This is a genomic window from Bacillota bacterium (assembly GCA_040754675.1).
Classification (GTDB): domain Bacteria; phylum Bacillota; class Limnochordia; order Limnochordales; family Geochordaceae; genus Geochorda.
Genome location: JBFMCJ010000034.1, coordinates 1 through 16,531, shown reverse-complemented (window position 1 = coordinate 16,531; position 16,531 = coordinate 1). Strand labels below are relative to the sequence as shown.

Annotated in this window: 14 protein-coding genes; 13 read left to right on the top strand and 1 reads right to left on the bottom strand. The window is 67.5% G+C overall.

Translation table 11 applies throughout. The features are described 5' to 3' along the window. The coding region (locus AB1609_03685; GenBank protein MEW6045568.1) for a DNA/RNA nuclease SfsA at positions 1-564 on the top strand (564 nt) is incomplete at its 5' end. Here the strand turns inward: AB1609_03685 and AB1609_03680 are convergent. Beyond that, entirely contained in the window at positions 561-1,832 is a 1,272-nt protein-coding gene (locus AB1609_03680; GenBank protein MEW6045567.1) for an S-layer homology domain-containing protein, read from the bottom strand. The two genes, AB1609_03685 and AB1609_03680, sit on opposite strands and share 4 nt — an antisense overlap. A gap of 184 nt (positions 1,833-2,016) precedes the next feature. Between AB1609_03680 and polA the strand changes: the two genes are divergently transcribed. The 12 genes from polA (at position 2,017) to AB1609_03620 (ending at position 16,312) form a co-directional block, all read left to right on the top strand. Then, on the top strand, positions 2,017-4,983 hold the full coding sequence (polA, locus tag AB1609_03675) for a DNA polymerase I (GenBank protein MEW6045566.1): 2,967 nt from the start codon (positions 2,017-2,019) through the stop codon (positions 4,981-4,983). Between the two features lie 25 nt (positions 4,984-5,008). Further along, entirely contained in the window at positions 5,009-5,848 is an 840-nt protein-coding gene (gene coaE / locus AB1609_03670; GenBank protein MEW6045565.1) for a dephospho-CoA kinase, read from the top strand. Further along, positions 5,743-6,105, top strand: a complete 363-nt coding sequence (locus AB1609_03665) for a methylglyoxal synthase (GenBank protein ID MEW6045564.1) — start codon at positions 5,743-5,745, stop codon at positions 6,103-6,105. The genes coaE and AB1609_03665 overlap by 106 nt, the downstream gene beginning before the upstream one ends. Beyond that, the gene (locus tag AB1609_03660) at positions 6,084-6,656 is read left to right on the top strand and encodes a lytic transglycosylase domain-containing protein (protein ID MEW6045563.1); all 573 of its coding nucleotides are present in this window, start codon (positions 6,084-6,086) and stop codon (positions 6,654-6,656) included. Before AB1609_03665 ends, AB1609_03660 begins: the two co-directional genes overlap by 22 nt. Before the next feature lie 103 nt (positions 6,657-6,759). Beyond that, entirely contained in the window at positions 6,760-7,836 is a 1,077-nt protein-coding gene (locus AB1609_03655; protein ID MEW6045562.1) for a nicotinate phosphoribosyltransferase, read from the top strand. Between the two features lie 62 nt (positions 7,837-7,898). Then, positions 7,899-9,758 (top strand): ABC transporter substrate-binding protein, encoded by a 1,860-nt coding sequence (locus AB1609_03650; GenBank protein MEW6045561.1) that lies wholly within the window; start codon positions 7,899-7,901, stop codon positions 9,756-9,758. 73 nt (positions 9,759-9,831) lie between these two features. After that, positions 9,832-11,013, top strand: a complete 1,182-nt coding sequence (locus AB1609_03645) for an ABC transporter permease (GenBank protein MEW6045560.1) — start codon at positions 9,832-9,834, stop codon at positions 11,011-11,013. A gap of 19 nt (positions 11,014-11,032) precedes the next feature. Next, entirely contained in the window at positions 11,033-11,989 is a 957-nt protein-coding gene (locus tag AB1609_03640) for an ABC transporter permease (GenBank protein MEW6045559.1), read from the top strand. A gap of 8 nt (positions 11,990-11,997) precedes the next feature. After that, positions 11,998-13,038, top strand: coding sequence for an ABC transporter ATP-binding protein (locus AB1609_03635; protein ID MEW6045558.1), 1,041 nt, complete (start codon positions 11,998-12,000; stop codon positions 13,036-13,038). Continuing rightward, the gene (locus tag AB1609_03630) at positions 13,035-14,045 is read left to right on the top strand and encodes an oligopeptide/dipeptide ABC transporter ATP-binding protein (GenBank protein MEW6045557.1); all 1,011 of its coding nucleotides are present in this window, start codon (positions 13,035-13,037) and stop codon (positions 14,043-14,045) included. The genes AB1609_03635 and AB1609_03630 overlap by 4 nt, the downstream gene beginning before the upstream one ends. A gap of 106 nt (positions 14,046-14,151) precedes the next feature. Then, complete coding sequence (locus tag AB1609_03625) at positions 14,152-15,231, top strand: ABC transporter ATP-binding protein (protein MEW6045556.1); 1,080 nt, start codon at positions 14,152-14,154, stop codon at positions 15,229-15,231. Further along, a complete protein-coding gene (locus AB1609_03620) occupies positions 15,209-16,312 on the top strand; it encodes a dipeptide ABC transporter ATP-binding protein (GenBank protein MEW6045555.1) in 1,104 nt (367 codons plus the stop codon). The genes AB1609_03625 and AB1609_03620 overlap by 23 nt, the downstream gene beginning before the upstream one ends. Positions 16,313-16,531 lie beyond the last annotated feature (219 nt).

Below are 16,531 nucleotides of genomic sequence, written 5' to 3'. Positions count from 1 at the left end.
GTGGCGTTGTCGGAGGCCTCCGACAGGCGCCGCACGGTGGGCGACGCGGTCTTCATGCTGGGCCCCAATAGCTGGGTGAGTGTGGATGCGCGGCTCCCCGGGCCCCTGCTGGCGGAAGCCGTGAGGGGCGGGGGGCTGGATGCGCTGCGGGGTTACCGGGTGGTACGGCTCGAGTATCCGGTGCCCGACGAGCCCGGCTCGCGGCTCGATTTACTTCTGGAAGGCCCCGCCGGGCTGGCGCTGGTCGAGGCCAAGTCGGTGACGCTGGTGGAAAAGGACGGCACGGCGCTGTTTCCCGACGCCCCGACGCTGAGGGGGCAGCGCCACCTGCAGGTGCTGGCAAACGTCCGGAGGGCCGGTATGGAGGCGCTCGTGGTCTTCGTCGCGCAGCGCCCGGATGCGCTGCGCTTCTCGCCTCACCGGGCGGCGGATCCGGCGTTCAGCCGGGGACTGGTGGAGGCCGCCCGGCAGGGAGTCAAGGTGCTGGCCTTCTCCTGCCGGGTGCGGCCTCCTCGCGTGGAGATCCTCCGCCCCATCGAGGTGCGGCTTGACGAACCGGCCTAAGAGCGGCCGACGCCCGGTGCGCTGCTCGGGCCCGGCGCGCTGCCTGCACCAGGGGCTGCGTTCGGGAGGACGAGTTCGTTGATGACCTTCTCGATCAGCTCCTGTTGGGCCAGCTGCCGGGCGGTGCCCCAATCCTGCGCCAGCACCGAGCGCAGGAGTTCAGGCGAGACGTTGAGACGCTGGGCCCCCTCCTCGGCCAGGCGGTCGGCGGCGAGCTCGCGTACCGAGGCCCAGTCCCGGTTCAGCAGGGCGTCCGCCTCCCACGGTGCGATGCCCACGGCCATCAGCCGGTCGTAGAGCTGCGGCATCAGCGTGCCGCTCAACGCCTCCCAGTCGCCCTGCAGCACCATCTGCCACTGCTCGGGGGTCAGTTGCTGCGCGACTTCCTGGAGCAGCTGCTGCGCCTTCGCCAGCACCTCGGTCTGGTTGAGGGTGTTGGAGCCGGTGGCCGAGACCACCCGTACGTAGCCCGCCGGATCGACGACCGCTGCGACCCGGTCCCCGCTCTGCAGGCTCTCCACGGACGAGGGCTTGCCGTTTCGCACCACCAGGGTGCCCTCGGTCAGCCGGACGCGCACGGGGCCCTTCTGGGACTCCACCGTGGCAGAGCCCTGGCCCGCCAGCGCCAGCTTGCCGTTCACGGTCGAGACCGTCCGGGCCTGGTACAGGAGCTCGACGGCTTCGGCGCGGGTGATGTGCCGGGTAGCGTCATCAGGGCCGATGGACTCGGGCACGATGCCCGCCGCCTGGGCCGCCTCGAGCGGGGCCGAAGCAGGGCCGGTGCCCGGCCAGCTCTGGCTCACCTCTCCCATGCCCGAAAGCCTGACCACCGCGGACAGCGCGTTGGTCACGGACAGGGCCAGATCCGCGCCCTCCACGAGGCGTTCGCTCCTGGGCAGCACGCCCCGCTCCGCCAGGGCCTGCACCGCAGCCTGGCCGGGCTCGTCCCCTGCCGGTACCGTCACGTCAAAAGCCGCGGCGGCCGCCCGGGCAAACTCTCCCAGGGTGATAGGCCTCGACGGCCGGAACTGGTCACCCGGGAAGGCCGTCAGCGCTCCTGTGGGGGCCAGCGCTTCCAGCGCCTTCGTGAGCCCGGCGTCGGTCACGTCCACGTAAAGGCCCGCGGTCCGCGGGCGCTCAGAGGCAGCCCCGCCGGCCTGGCCGGATTTCGGGTCGGGGAGACCGGCCCCCGCCATGACCGGGCCGGCGACCAGCGTTAAGATAAGGCCGATGAACGCAAGCGATCGGCCTGAGGTTGGCATGCGCAAAGGGCTGCACGCTCCTTTCCCGGTGCGTCGAGGAGTTTGGCGAGCCGGGGTCGAACATCCTTTCTGTAATGTGCGGCAACGCTAGCACTGTCGGCCTTTCCGGCCAGTGTCCGGCTAGAATGGAAGATGCCTCCGGTGCGGGGGCGTGCGCGGCACCGGGCGGTCGCGAAGGGGCGAAGCGGGCATGAAAGGGTCAGCTTCAAGAAATGGCGGCCCCGGCACAGGCCCTGCCGGCCGCAAGCTGGTTTTGATCGATGGTTACAGCCTCCTGCACCGTGCCTTCTTCGCCATGCGCATGCTGGCCACGAGCACCGGTGAGCCAACCAACGCCGTTTACGGTTTCACCACCATGCTGGTGCGCCTCCTGGAAGAGGAGCGGCCGGGCTACGCGGCGGTGGCCCAGGACATGGCCGGGCCGACGTTCCGCCACCTCCAGTTCGAGGCTTACAAGGCGCAGCGGCCCTCCATGCCCGACCAGCTCCGGCCGCAGGTGGTGCGGTTCGAGCAACTGGTGCGGGCCTTCGGCATCCCGGTCTACGGCCTGGAGGGGTTCGAGGCCGACGACGTCATCGGGACGCTGGCGCGCCAGGCCCTCGAGCAGGACCCGTCCTGTTCCGTGATCATCGTCACGGGTGACCGGGACGCGCTGCAGCTCGTGAACGACCGGGTGACCGTCCTCATCACCCGCAAGGGGATCACCGAGGTCGAGCGCTTCACGCCGCAGCACGTGAAGGAGGCCCTGGGAATCGAGCCCCGCCAGCTGGTGGACTTCAAGGGGCTGGTGGGTGACCCGAGCGACAACATCCCGGGCGTGCCGGGCGTGGGGGAGAAGACCGCGATCCAGCTCCTGCAGCGCTACCCGGACCTGGAGGCCATCCTGGCGCACGCCGACGAGGCGCCGCCCCGGGTCGCCAAGGCGCTGAAGGAGTACGCCGACCAGGCCAGGCTCAGCCGGCACCTTGCCACCATCGTCACCAACATCCCCGTGGAACTGGACTGGGAGGGCTGCCGCCTGCGGGAGCCCGACGCACCGCGGCTTGCGTCGCTTTTCCTGGAACTCGAGTTCAGCAGGCTTCTGGACCGGCTCGGGCGGATGTTCCCGGCCGTGGCGCAGGCGGCGCGGGCCGGAGGTGCGGCAGCGCGAGCACGGGGCGATGGGCGGGGCGCACCGGAGGCCGGCGTAGAGGAGCCCGGCCGGGTAGCGGGCGAAGCGGCGCCTGCTACGGCGGCGCAGGACAGCGCTACGGCTCCCCGGCCGGCCGTGCGGGTCGAAGGAGTGGACGAGCGGCGGGCCCCCGAGCGCGCGGCACCCTTCGGGCCACCTGAGCTGGTGGGTGAGGATTCAGCTGACGTTGCGGCCCGGGTGGAACGCATCCGCACAGCCGGGCCTGCCGCGCTCCTCGTGCTCCCGAGCGCCCCCGAACCCATGCGCGCCCCGGCGCTGCTCGTGGCGGCGGCCAACGAGGGCGCCTCGATGCTCGCTGCTGTGGCCGACGACTGGCCTTCGCACTTGCGACCCCTGGCGCAGTGGCTGTCGGATCCGGACGCGCCCAAGTGGTGCCACGACGCCAAAACCGCCGCAGTTGCCCTGGGTGCCCGGGGCGTGGAGCTGGCCGGCGTGGTGGACGACGTCATGCTGGGTTCATACCTGCTCAACCCGAGCCAGCACCACACCCTGGAGGAGATGGCCGTGCGCTTTTTGGGGCGTAAGCTTCAAATGCCGGAGGCCGGCCCCGGGGCAGCAGCCGGGGGGAAAGGGCGCCGGCCGGCCGCTGCGGAGGGGGCGGGGCCCGCCATTCCGGGCCTCGAACTCTTCCGGCCGGGCGCGCCGCCTCTCGATGAGGCCGTTCGCCAGTACGCGGCCCAGCGCCTGGAGGTCATCTACCTGCTGGCCGCCCCGTTCCGGCAGTGGATGGCCGAGGACAGCCTGGAACGGATCTATCACGAGGTGGAGATGGCCCTCTGGCCTGTCCTGGCCGAGATGGAGCGCAACGGTGTCAGGATCGACTCGGCGGCTCTTGCCCGGCTCGGCGAGGAACTTGGCCGGGAGATCGACGCCACCGCCCAGGCCATTTACAAGCTGGCCGGCGAGGAGTTCAACATCAACTCGCCCCGCCAGTTGAGCCAGATCCTGTTCGAGAAGTTGAAGCTGCCCGTTGTCAAGGAGACGAAGACCGGCCCCAGCACCAGCGCGGACGTGCTCGAGGAGCTGGCGGACAGGCACGAGATCGTCCTCAAGATCCTGGACTTCCGGCAGCTGGTGAAGCTGAAGGGCACCTACGTGGACCCCATGCCCTCGCTGGTGAACCCGCGCACGGGCCGACTCCACACCACGTTCCACCAGGCCGTGACGGCCACCGGCCGCCTTTCCAGCTCCAATCCCAACCTCCAGAACATTCCGGTTCGCACCGACCAGGGCGCGGTGATCCGCGAGGCGTTCGTGGCGGGGGAGCCCGGCTGGGTGCTGATGAGCGCAGACTACTCGCAGATCGAGCTGCGGGTGCTGGCGCACATTGCGCAGGATCCGGTGCTCATCGACGCGTTCCGCTCGGGCCAGGACATCCATACCCGGACGGCGTCGGAGGTCTTCGGCGTTCCCGTCGAGGCCGTGACGCCGGCCATGCGCAGCGGCGCCAAGGCCATCAACTTCGGGATCGTGTACGGGATTTCCGCCTACGGGCTGGCCCGGGGGACGGGGCTTTCACAGGAAGACGCGAAACGCTACATCGAGAGCTACTTCAACAAGTACGCGGGGGTCAAGGCCTATCGGGAGCGCGTCATCCGCCAGGCCCGGGAACGGGGTTACGTGACCACCCTGTTCGGGCGGCGCCGATACCTCCCCGAGATCCACACCCGCCAGTACGCGCAGCGGGCGCTTGCCGAACGCATGGCGATGAACACGCCCATCCAGGGGACCGCCGCCGACATCATGAAGATGGCCATGATCGCCGTGCACCGCGCCCTGAAGGAGGAGGGCCGGCCGGCCCGAATGGTGCTGCAGGTTCACGACGAACTGGTGCTGGAGGTGCCCGAGCGCGAAGTCAGGCCCGTGGCCCGGCTTGTCCGCTCGGCCATGGAAAACGTGGTGCACCTTGACGTACCGCTGCTGGTTGACGTCAAGACCGGTCGTAACTGGCGAGAATGCAAGTAGGCCCGCCAGGGCCCCTGCCCCGGCCGTGCTGGCCGAGATGCTGCGGCAGGTTGGCCCGCACCCCCGCCGCCCCCGCCGCCGTCCTCCGGTCGTCGGCCTGACGGGGGGCTTTGCCAGCGGGAAGAGCGTCGTGCGGGAGATGTTTCACTCGGCAGGTGCCGCCGTGGTGGACGCCGACGCGGTGACACGGGAGCTGTCGGCGCCGGGCGGGGCGGTCTGGCAGGCCATCGTGGGCGCCTTCGGTGAAGAGGTGCTGACCCGGCCAGGCGGCGAACTGGATCGTGCGGCGCTGTGGAAGCGCATCTGCAATGACCGGGAAGCCCGAAAACGCCTGAACGCCGCGACGCACCCGGTTATCCTGGCGGAGGTCCGCCGGCGGGTGGCGCGGCTTTTGCGGTACGGCCCGGGAAGGGGCTCCCGCCCGCAGCGGGAGCGGCAGGCGCCGGCCGTCGTGGTGGAGGTGCCCCTGCTGTATGAGGCGGGCAGGCCGGCGCTGTCGCTCGTGGACGTGGTGGTGGTGGTCTGGGCCGACCGGGAGACGTGCCTTCGGCGGAGCGTGGCGAGAGGGCTTTCTCCCGAGGAGGCGGCTCTGGCGGTTGAAGCCCAGTGGCCCCTGGAGCGCAAGCGGCGGCTGGCGGACTTCGTGGTGGACAACTCCGGTGACCTGGACAGGACCCGCCGGCAGGTCGAGCGCATCTGGAAGGTGATGGGTTCGCCTTGCGCATCGCGCTGGTGGCACACGACAAGGAGAAGCCGTCGATGGTCGAGTTTGTCCGCACCTTTCGGCCGGTTCTCGAACGCTGCCGCCTGCTGGCCACCGGCACCACGGGCAGCGTGGTGGCTGAGGCCACGGGCCTCGAGGTAGAGCGCATGCTGTCCGGGCCGTACGGCGGTGACCAGCAGATCGGCGCTCAGGTGGCGGCGGGCGAGGTGGACGCGGTCATCTTCCTCCGGGATCCTCTGACGGCGCAGCCCCACGAGCCTGACATCAGCGCCCTCATGAGAGTGTGCGACGTCCACAACGTGCCCCTCGCCACCAACGCGGCGACGGCGGCCCTGATCCTGACAGCCCTCGCCCAGCGTCTGGGCGTCTCCGACCCATGCAGCCCCGGGGCCGCCTGACACCTCTCTGGATCCTGGCCCTTTTCGGGCTTCTGGCCGCCACCGTGTGGGGGGCGGCCAACATCCGCGCCATCGGACGGTGGCTTTACCCCGTCTACCACCGGGACGTCATCGAGGACTGGGCGGCACGGCGCGGCCTGGATCCGTGGCTCGTGGCGGCGGTGGTGCGGGTGGAGAGCAACTTCCGGCCGACGGCCGTGTCGTCCAGGGGCGCCCGGGGGCTGATGCAGCTGCTGCCCGACACCGCCCGATGGGTGGCCGAACAGGCGGGGGAGCGGGACTTCTTCCCGGACCTGCTCTTCGTTCCTGAGGTAAACGTCCGCCTGGGAACCTGGTACCTGGCGGAGCTTCTGAAGGAGTTCGACGGGCGGGAAGCGCTGGCACTGGCTGCCTATAATGCGGGCAGGGGCAACGTTCGGCGATGGCTTGCCGAGTCCGCCTGGGACGGGACGGAGTCCGCGCTGGGCGGGGTGCCATACCGGGAAACCCGTAAGTTCGTGGCGCGGGTGTTACGCCTCAGGCGGATTTACCGGTGGCTGTACGGTGGGTAACGGGGCCATGCGGTAAATGACGGGACGGGTCGAGGGGCAACGAGCGGTACGTGACGTGCGAGGAGGGGGCAAGGGTGTGGGCAGGACGCTGGGGACGGTAAAGGTGCTGGATTCGGAGCAGGCCGTCAGGGCGCTTACGGTGAGCCCCGACCGGCCGCTGTTTTCCGCCGAGCACGACGAGATCATCCGGGGCGAGACCGCGGACGTCTACTTCATCAAAACCATGCAGGTGCTGCGGGCCGAAGGGAAGGCCGACACGCCGGTGGTGGCCGAGATCTTCCCCCGCAGCGAAGGATTGCTGGCCGGTGTCGAAGAGGCGCTGCGCTTGCTCAAAAGCCGGCCGCCGGAGCTGGGGCCCATCGAGGTGTGGGCCATGGATGAGGGCCAACACTTTTCGCCCAAGGACGTGGTCATGCGCATCCACGGGCCCTACAGCGCCTTCGGCATCTACGAGACGGCGCTTCTCGGCATCCTGGCTCAGTCGAGCGGGTGGGCGACGGCGGCGCGGCGCGTGGTGCAGGCGGCCGGCGGAAAGCCGGTCAGCTCGTTCGGCGCCCGGCACGTCCACCCGGCCGTGGCCCCCGTCATGGAGCGGGCGGCGCTGCTGGGCGGGGCATCGGGGGCGGCGTGCATTCTGGGGGCCAAGCTGGCCGGGCGGGAGCCGGTCGGTACGGTGCCGCACGCGCTGATGCTCATCCTGGGGGACACGGTGGTCGGGGCCCTGGCCTATCACCGGCACACGGAGCCGGAGTCTCCCCGCACCATCCTCGTCGACACTTACAAGGATGAGGCCGAAGAAGCGATACGGGTGGCGGAGGCGCTGGGAGACGCGCTGCAGGGGATCCGGCTGGATACGCCCGCCGAACGGGGCGGCGTCACCCCCGACCTGGTGGCCGAGGTCAGGGCTCGGCTTGACCAGGCGGGCTATCGCCATGTAAAGATCTTCGTGTCCGGGGGGCTGACCCCCGAGCGGGTAGGGGCGCTGGCGGCCGCCGGAGCCGATGCGTTCGGCGTTGGGAGCTACATCTCGTCTGCGCCGCCCATCGACATGACCCTCGACCTCAAGGAAGTAAATGGCAAGCCGGTGGCCAAACGCGGGCGGATTCCTGGCGTTCAGGCCGCTCCCCGGCTGCGGCTGCGCATCGGCGGCAGGAATGGCACCACGAGCATCGAAAGCTAGGTTCGGCCGGCGGGCAAAAGCCGTGCGGCCGAACCTAATCGTTCGAGTAAGGAGGGCGGATGATGCGTCTTCGGGTAGGAGCGGTAGTCGTGGCGGCTCTGCTCGCCCTTGCGCTTCCGGCGGCTGCAGCCACTTACGAGACAGCCATTTTCGAGGAGCCCACCACCCTTAACGTCTTTGCGGGGATAGGCCCCCAGGCAACGGTGTGGAACTCGTATGTGACCTACGGGATCTACTACGGTACCCTGTACGGCAACGTGGCGCCGACGTTTACGTGGAGCCCGTCGCTCGCTGCCGATGTACCGACCCCGTTCAAGGAAGTAACCGTGGGCGGCCAAAAGATGTATACCGCGGACGTCTCCATCCGGGGAGGCCTGCGGTGGGCCGACGGGTCGCTCCTGACGGCTGACGACGTGGTCTTCACGTATGACACGCTCCTGAGGTTCGATGCCAACAAGCTTGGCGGCAACTGGCCTGCCTATGCCAACCCGGACGTCCTGCACAAGGTGGAGAAGCTGGGTGACTACAGGGTCCGCTTCTACGTAAAGAAGATCCCCGGCCTCTCCGACTGGCAGTACGGCATCCTGCAGGCGCCCATCGTGCAGAAGAAGGTCTGGGAGCCCATCGCGCAGAAGGCGCTGGCCAGCGAGGACCCCGTCAAGAGCCTGCTCGCGGCCGAGGTTACTCCGGACGCCATCGGGGCTTTTAAGTTCAACAAGTGGGAGCGCGGCGCGTTCTTCGAGAACGTAGCGAACCCCTACACCTCGTTCCGCGGCGAGACGACGGAGTCCTTCCCCAACGGGGCCGTCCGAATCACCAGCGCGAAGACGGGCTTCAAGTGGGCGACCAAGGATCCGGCGCCGACCGGGCAGCCCGAGGTTACGGTTATAGAAGGCCCGTATGTGGACAACGTGGTGTACCGTATCTACCAGAACCAGAACGCCGCTATCCTGGCCCTGCTGAAGGGCGAGGTTTCGTATATCTTCAACTCCCTCGGCCTGCAGCGCGGCTTCGAGCAGCAGCTCCGGGCCAACCCGAACGTCGAGGTCATTCGCAACAATACCAATGGCTTCCGGTACATCAGCTTCAACATGCGGCGTGAGCCGTTCAACATCAAGGAGTTCCGGCAGGCGCTCGCGACCCTCATCGACCGCGAGTTCGTCACCCGCGACATTCTGCAGGGTGTGGCGTTCCCGCTGGCGACGGTCGTGCCGCCGGGTAACGCGTTCTGGTTCAACCCGGAGGTCAAGGTCTGGGGCCAGGGCATGACCCGCGGCCAGCGCATCCAGGCGGCGGTGGACCTGCTGAAGCAGGCAGGCTTCTCCTGGCGCAAGGAGCCCGTCATCCGAAACGCCGAGAAGAACGATTACGATCCGGGCGAGGGCCTGATCCTTCCCAACGGCCAGCCGCTTCAGCCGTTTGAGATGCTGGCGCCGGCCCCCGGGTATGACCCGCTGCGCGCCACGTTCGCCCTCTGGATCGAGCGGTGGGCCCAGGAAGTCGGCATCCCGCTCCGTGCTCGCCTGACGGACTTCAACACCATCGCGACGCGGGTCTTCGACGAGCAGAACTTCGACATGTGGATGCTGGGCTGGAGCTTGAGCATCTACCCGGACCACATCTACTACTTCTTCCACTCCAGCCAGTCCGGGCTTGGCGGCTTCAACGCCGGCGGGTACAACAATCCGGAGTTCGACAAGATCGCCGAGGCGCTGAAGGACGCCACGACGCTCGACGAGGCGAAGAAGCTGGTGTTCAAGGGCCAGGAGTACCTGGCCGACGAGGTGCCGTACATCGTGCTCTTCGATACGCCCGTGATGGAAGCCTACCGCCGCGACCATGTCCAGTATCCTTACACCAAGGTGCTGGGCGGTCTGCAGTACGTGTACGGCCTGCAGGCCACGGTGAAGCTCGTTAAGTAGTCAGGCCAAGAGCCGGAGGGCCGCTCGTTTCATCGAGGCGGCCCTCCCGTACCTTTTTGGGGAGGCTGGGTATTTGGCAAGGTTTCTCGGCATCCGGTTGGTGCAGGCCGTCGTAACCCTCATCGTGTACATGACGGTGACCTACTTCATCCTGCAGGCCATGCCCGGCGACATCACGATCCTTTTCACGCAGAACCCGCGTATCACCGCCGAGGTTCGCCAGGAGCTGGCATACCGGCTGGGGCTTGACCAGCCGTGGTATTTGCAGTACCTCAACTACATGAAGAACATCTTCACCGGCAACCTGGGGGTTTCGTTCAGCCAGTATCCCCGGCCTGTCTGGGACATCATCGCCGAACGGGCGCCTCGCACCGTGGTGCTGTTCTTCACGGCCACGGTGGTCTCGTTCTACATAGGCTTCCTTCTGGGGCGCATCATCGCATGGCACCGGGGTACACGCTTCGACTACGCGGCCACCGCGGCGGGCGTCACCTTTTGGACGGCTTTCTATCCCCTGCTGGGCCTGATCATGATGTGGCTGTTCGCTTATACGCTGCAGCTCGTTCCCCTCAACCAGTTCATCACCCCGGCGATATGGCGGGACGCACGCCTGTCGAGCAACCAGGTCTTCGGTATGATGCTGGCCAACATGGCCCTCTTTTCGGGCCTGTTGCTGGTGGGTTACGGGTTTGGCATCCCCCGGATTGGCACCGTCTCGGGCCGCGTCCTGACCGAAATCGGGCTGTGGGGCGGGGGGCTGCTGGCGACCGGGGCGTGGTGGGCTCAGTCGGGGCTGGCACGCTACGCCCTGGACATCCTGTCGCACATGGTGCTCCCTGTGGCGACTCTATCGCTGGTCAGCTTCGGCGGGAGCATGCTGCTCATGCGGGACTCGATGCTGGAGACCATCCGGGAAGATTACGTGATGGCGGCCCGTGCCCGGGGTCTGCCGGAACGGACGGTGCGCGACCGGTACGCCGCACGCACGGCGCTTCTTCCCGTGATCACCAGCCTCACCCTCAGCATCGGCTTCGTGGTGAGCGGCGGGATCGTCACGGAGACGGTCTTCTCCTGGCCCGGGCTGGGACTCACCCTTCTCGAGGCGGCCCGGCTGTATGACTACCCGCTGGCCACTGGCGCATTTGCGTTCACCGGAATATTCGTGGTCGTGGCTCACATTGTGGCCGACATCCTGCACGCCCTGCTTGACCCCCGCCTGCGTGTCGTGGGCGGGGAAGTGACGGCCGCGGAGTAGGGGTGACACAGCACTCGTCATGGCACAGGCAACGGCTCCTATGGCACCCGGCACGGTCCCGGTGAACATCTGGCAGGTCAGGTGGCGGCTTTGGAAGCGGGGCTTGCGAGAAAACTGGGATGTCTTCCGGGCGAGTCGCATCGGGCCCACGGGGTTGGCCATCATCATCTTCTTCGGCCTGTTCGCGCTCGCCCACCCGATCCTGATGGCCACCGTGTGGCCAGCCCATGTCTATGACCCCGTCACCGGCTACGATCCGATGATCCTGCATCCGTCTGCGCCGACGCGAGGGCACCTGCTGGGGACGGATCCTTACGGACGGGACGTCCTGAGCCAGCTCATGTACAGCACCCGCTGGGAGTTCGTATTGGGCGTCGTCTCGGCCGTGATCAGCGTGGTCATCGGGACGTCGGTGGGAACCATCTCGGCCTACTTCGGCGGCTGGGTCGACACCCTGTTCATGCGGCTCGCGGACCTGTTGCTCCTCTTTCCGTTCATCGCCTTCCTCCTGGTGCTCGGGGCGCTCTTCGAGATCGACCTGTTCGACCTGGCCATCATCATCGGGCTTCTGTCCGGCTTTGGCGGCATCACCATCATCATCAAGTCGCAGGCGCTGTCCGTTTCGGTGCGTCCCTACGTCGAGGCGGCCCGGCTTGCGGGCGGGAGCCCCTGGTGGGTCATCCGCAAGCACATCATCCCCAACGTGATGCCCCTGTCGTTCCTCTACATGATGTTCAACGTGACCAGCGCCATCCTGTCCGAGGCCACCCTCTCGTTCTTCGGGTTGCTCAACGTCCGCATCAGCTGGGGGCTCATGATCAACACGGCGGAGACCGGCGGCTACCTGCTCATGTTTGACAAGTTCTGGTGGTTGTGGCTGCCGGCCGGGCTGGCCATCACGGCGCTGTGCGCCGCGTTCTACCTGGTGGGGCGCGGGCTCGACGAAGTGGTTAACCCCCGGCTCCGGAAGAGGTGACGCTGTCGTTGCCGCTGCTTAAGATCGAAAGCCTCAACATGCAGTACACCACGCGCCGCGGTCCCATCCGTGCCGTACAGGATGTGGATCTCACGCTCGAGGCGGGCGAGTCGCTGGGCATCGTGGGGGAGTCGGGGTCGGGCAAGACATCGCTTGCCGTCTCCATCATGAAGCTCCTGCCCGACAACGCCCGTATCACCGGAGGCCACATCTACCTGGACGGCAGCGACCTCGTGACGCTGTCCGAACGGCAGATGCGGTCGGTGCGGTGGCGGAAGGTGGCCATGATCTTCCAGGCCGCCATGAACTCCTGGAACCCCGTCTACACCGTCGGCGACCAGATCGCGGAGGTCATCCAGACCCACGAGCCCCACGCCAGCCGCCAGCAGGCCCGGGAGCGCATCGCCGAGCTCTTCAACCTGGTGGGGCTGGCGCCCGACCGGATGGACCATTACCCCCACGAGTACAGCGGCGGCATGAAGCAGCGGGCCGTCATCGCCATGTCGCTGGCCTGCAACCCCAGGCTCGTCATTGCCGACGAGCCGACGACGGCCCTGGACGTCATCGTCCAGGAGAAGATCCTGGAAGAGCTGGATGCCGTGCGGCGCAGGCTCGGCATGACGATGATCTACATCTCGCATGACGTGGCGGTCATTGCCGAAGTCAGCGACCGGGTGGCGGTGATGTACGCCGGGCGGCTGGTAGAGGTGGGCCGCGCTTCGGACGTCTTCAAGCGGGCGCGCCACCCGTACACCGGAGGGCTGATGGCCTCCTTCCCGACCCTGTACGGGCCCAAGCGGGAGCTGGTAACCATCCCGGGAGAGCCGCCCAACCTGCTATCACCGCCGGCGGGCTGCCCTTTCCACCCCCGCTGCCCATATGCTACAGAAGAGTGCCGGGCAAAGATGCCGCCGCTTGAAGCGGCCGGTGATGGAGCGGGCCACATCGTGGCGTGCTGGCATCCGCTTTCGGGCCAGGACGTGCGGGCGGACTTCGAGGCCAGGGCGGCCGCGGCGTCGGCTTCGCAGGCAGGGGGTGGCGCGGCATGACTGCGGTGGCAAAGACGGCGCCGGTGGCCCAGGCGGTCGGCACGCTGGTTCAGGTCGAACAGGTGCGAAAGCTCTACCCGGTGCGCGGTGGCCTGTTGCGCCGCAGCCAGCTCTTTGTGCACGCAGTGGACGGCGTGAGCTTCTCCATCCGCGAAGGCGAGGTCTTTGGCCTGGTGGGGGAGTCGGGCTGCGGCAAGACCACGACGGGCCGGCTGCTTTTGCGGGCGACCCTGCCCACGTCCGGGCGCATCCTGATGGACGGCGTGGACCTGGCCGCCCTGCAGGGCCCGGAACTTCAGCGCTTCCGGCGCAACGCCCAGATGATCTTCCAGGACCCCTACGAGTCGCTGAACCCCCGCATGACCGTGTTCGACATCATTTCCGAGCCGCTGTCGGTGCATGGCATCGGGAGCCTCGCCGAACGGGTGGAGCGGGTTGCCCAGGAACTGGAACGGGTGGGCCTGACGCCGCCGTCGACCTTCGAGTTCCGCTTCCCGCACGAACTCTCGGGCGGCCAACGCCAGCGGGTCGCCATTGCCCGGGCCCTCGTTTTGCGGCCTCGTTTCGTGGTGGCCGACGAGCCGACCTCGATGCTGGATGTCTCCATCCGGTCCGGTATCATGAAGCTGCTGCTCGAGCTGAAGGCGCAGCTCAACATGACGTACCTTTACATCACCCACGACCTGGCGGTGGCGCGGTATCTTTGTGACCGCATCGCGGTGATGTACCTGGGTAAGATCGTGGAGCTCGGCCCGGCAGAAGAGGTTATCCGCAGCCCCATTCACCCCTACACCCAGGCGCTGGTGGCGGCCAACCCGGTGCCGGATCCGGATGCCCCCAGCGAGCCGATCCGGATCAAGGGTGGCGTCAGCAAGCCCATCAACCCGCCGCAGCGCTGCCGCTTCTACGAGCGCTGCCCGATTGCTAATGCACGCTGTGCCAGGGAGGATCACCCGCCGCTGGAGGAGAAGGTTCCGGGTCACTGGGCCGCGTGCTATGAGGTCTAAGGAGGCTGTTCCGAAGGTGGCAGCATCAACGACACCAACGACAAAGGCGAGGGCCGGGCCGCAGGCCACGGGCAACGGGCCGAGCGGCAACGGGCGAAGCCCGCTCCTGGACGTGCGTAACCTCAAGACGTACTTCTACACCGAGGACGGCGTGGTGCCAGCCGTTGACGGGGTTAGCTTCGGGCTCGAACGGGGCGGCACGCTGGGAATCCTGGGGGAGTCGGGCTGCGGGAAGAGCGTCACGTCGCTTTCTATCATGCGGCTCGTCCCGCAACCGCCCGGCCGCATCGTTGACGGGCAGATCGTGTTCGAGGGCGAGGATCTGCTGCGCAAGAAAGAGGCCGAGATGCGGCGCATCCGCGGCAACGAGATCGCCATGATCTTCCAGGAGCCCATGACCTCGCTCAATCCGGTCTTCACCGTAGGCAACCAGATTATGGAGGCCATCATCCTCCACCAGAAGGTGTCCAAGGCCGAGGCTCGCCGGCGGGCCATCGAGATGCTCAAGCTCGTGGGCATCCCGTCGCCCGAGAAGCGCATTGACGACTATCCCCACCAGATGAGCGGCGGCATGCGCCAGCGTGTCATGATTGCCATGGCGCTCTCGTGCAACCCCAAGCTGCTCATCGCCGACGAGCCGACGACGGCGTTGGACGTCACGATCCAGGCCCAGATCCTCGATCTCATGCGGCGGCTCCAGCGGGAGCTCGGCACCGCCATCATGCTGATCACCCACAACATGGGTGTCATCGCCGAACTGGTCGATCACGTCGTGGTGATGTACGCCGGCAAGATCGTGGAGTCGGCCGACGTACGATCCATCTTCACGAGGCCGCGCCACCCCTACACGGTGGGGCTGCTCGAGTCGGTGCCGAAGCTCCATGAGAGCCGGGAGCGCCTTAAGGCCATCGAAGGCGTGGTACCGAGCCCGTACAACATGCCGACGGGATGCCGGTTCCACCCGCGCTGCGAACTGGCGCGAGACATCTGCAAGCGGCTGGAGCCCCCCGTGATGGAACTGAGCCCCGGTCACCGTGCGGCTTGCTGGCAGTACACTAACTTCGAACCCATTGCGGCGCCGGCGCCAGGCGAAGTGGTGAAGCTGTGGGGCTCGGCGCCGGCCGGCGGCGCCCAAGGCGCCGGCGTGAGTAAGGAGCGTGGCGGTGTTGGCAGCGGGCGCAGCTAAGAACGCGGACGCCACAGGAAACGGCTCCGGAAACGGTTCCCGCAACGGCGTACTCCTCGACGTCAAGGGGCTTGTCAAGCACTTCCCCATCAGCCGGGGCATCATCTTCTCCCGCCAGGTCGGGGCCGTCAAGGCAGTAGACGGCGTTGATTTCTTCATTCGCAGCGGCGAGACGCTGGGGCTGGTGGGGGAAAGCGGGTGCGGCAAGTCAACGCTGGGGCGGTTGGTGCTGCGACTGCTGGAGCCGACCCGGGGTGAGGTCTACTTCGGGGGGCAGAACATCTTCAAGCTGGGTCGGGAGCCCATGCGGCGGCTGCGCCGCCAGATGCAGATCATCTTCCAGGACCCTTACGCGTCGCTGAACCCTCGCATGACCGTCGGCGACATCATCGGCGAGCCGCTGGTCATCCACGGGATCGCCAGGGGGCCGGCCAAGGAGCGGCGCGTCAAGGAACTGCTGGAGATCGTGGGGCTCTCCGGGATGCACGCCCGGCGCTATCCGCACGAGTTCAGCGGCGGGCAGCGGCAGCGTATCGGGATCGCGCGGGCGCTGGCGGTCAACCCGAAGCTTATCGTGGCCGACGAGCCGGTGTCCGCGCTGGACGTTTCCATCCAGGCCCAGGTCATCAACCTGCTGCAGGACCTGCAGAAGGAGTTCGGATTGACTTACCTGTTCATTGCCCATGACCTGTCGGTGGTCAAGCACATCAGCAACCGCGTGGCCGTCATGTACCTGGGCAAGGTCGTGGAGCTTGCTGACAAGGCCATGCTCTTCAGCGACCCTCTGCACCCGTACACGCAGGCGCTGATGTCGGCCATTCCGATTCCCGACCCGACGACGAAGCGGGAGCGCATTATCCTGCAAGGAGACGTGCCAAGCCCCATCAACCCGCCGTCGGGCTGCCGGTTTCATACCCGGTGCCCGCTTGCCGAAGAGATATGTAGGGTACAGGAGCCGCCGTTCATCGATATTGGCAATCACCACTTCGTGGCCTGCCACCTGGTCAAGCCCGGCGCCATCCAGACGCGAGATCTGGCGAAGCTGGTTGCCCAGTTGAGACCGCCGGAGCGGGTGGCGTAGGCGGCGCGATTGATGGCCGTGCGCCCCCGGCGGCCGGCACCGGCGAGGCCTCAGGCAGATGAAGTGCCAGTCGTGTGGACAAGAGGCGCTCCTGGCCGAGCGCTGCCCGTACTGCGGACGGACGACCGGGGTTGAGGGCGGGGCCGGGACGGCAGCGGGCCGCCCGCAGCAGGACGGGCAAGCGTCCGGGCGGTTCGTGGGCCGCATTGGCCGCTCGCC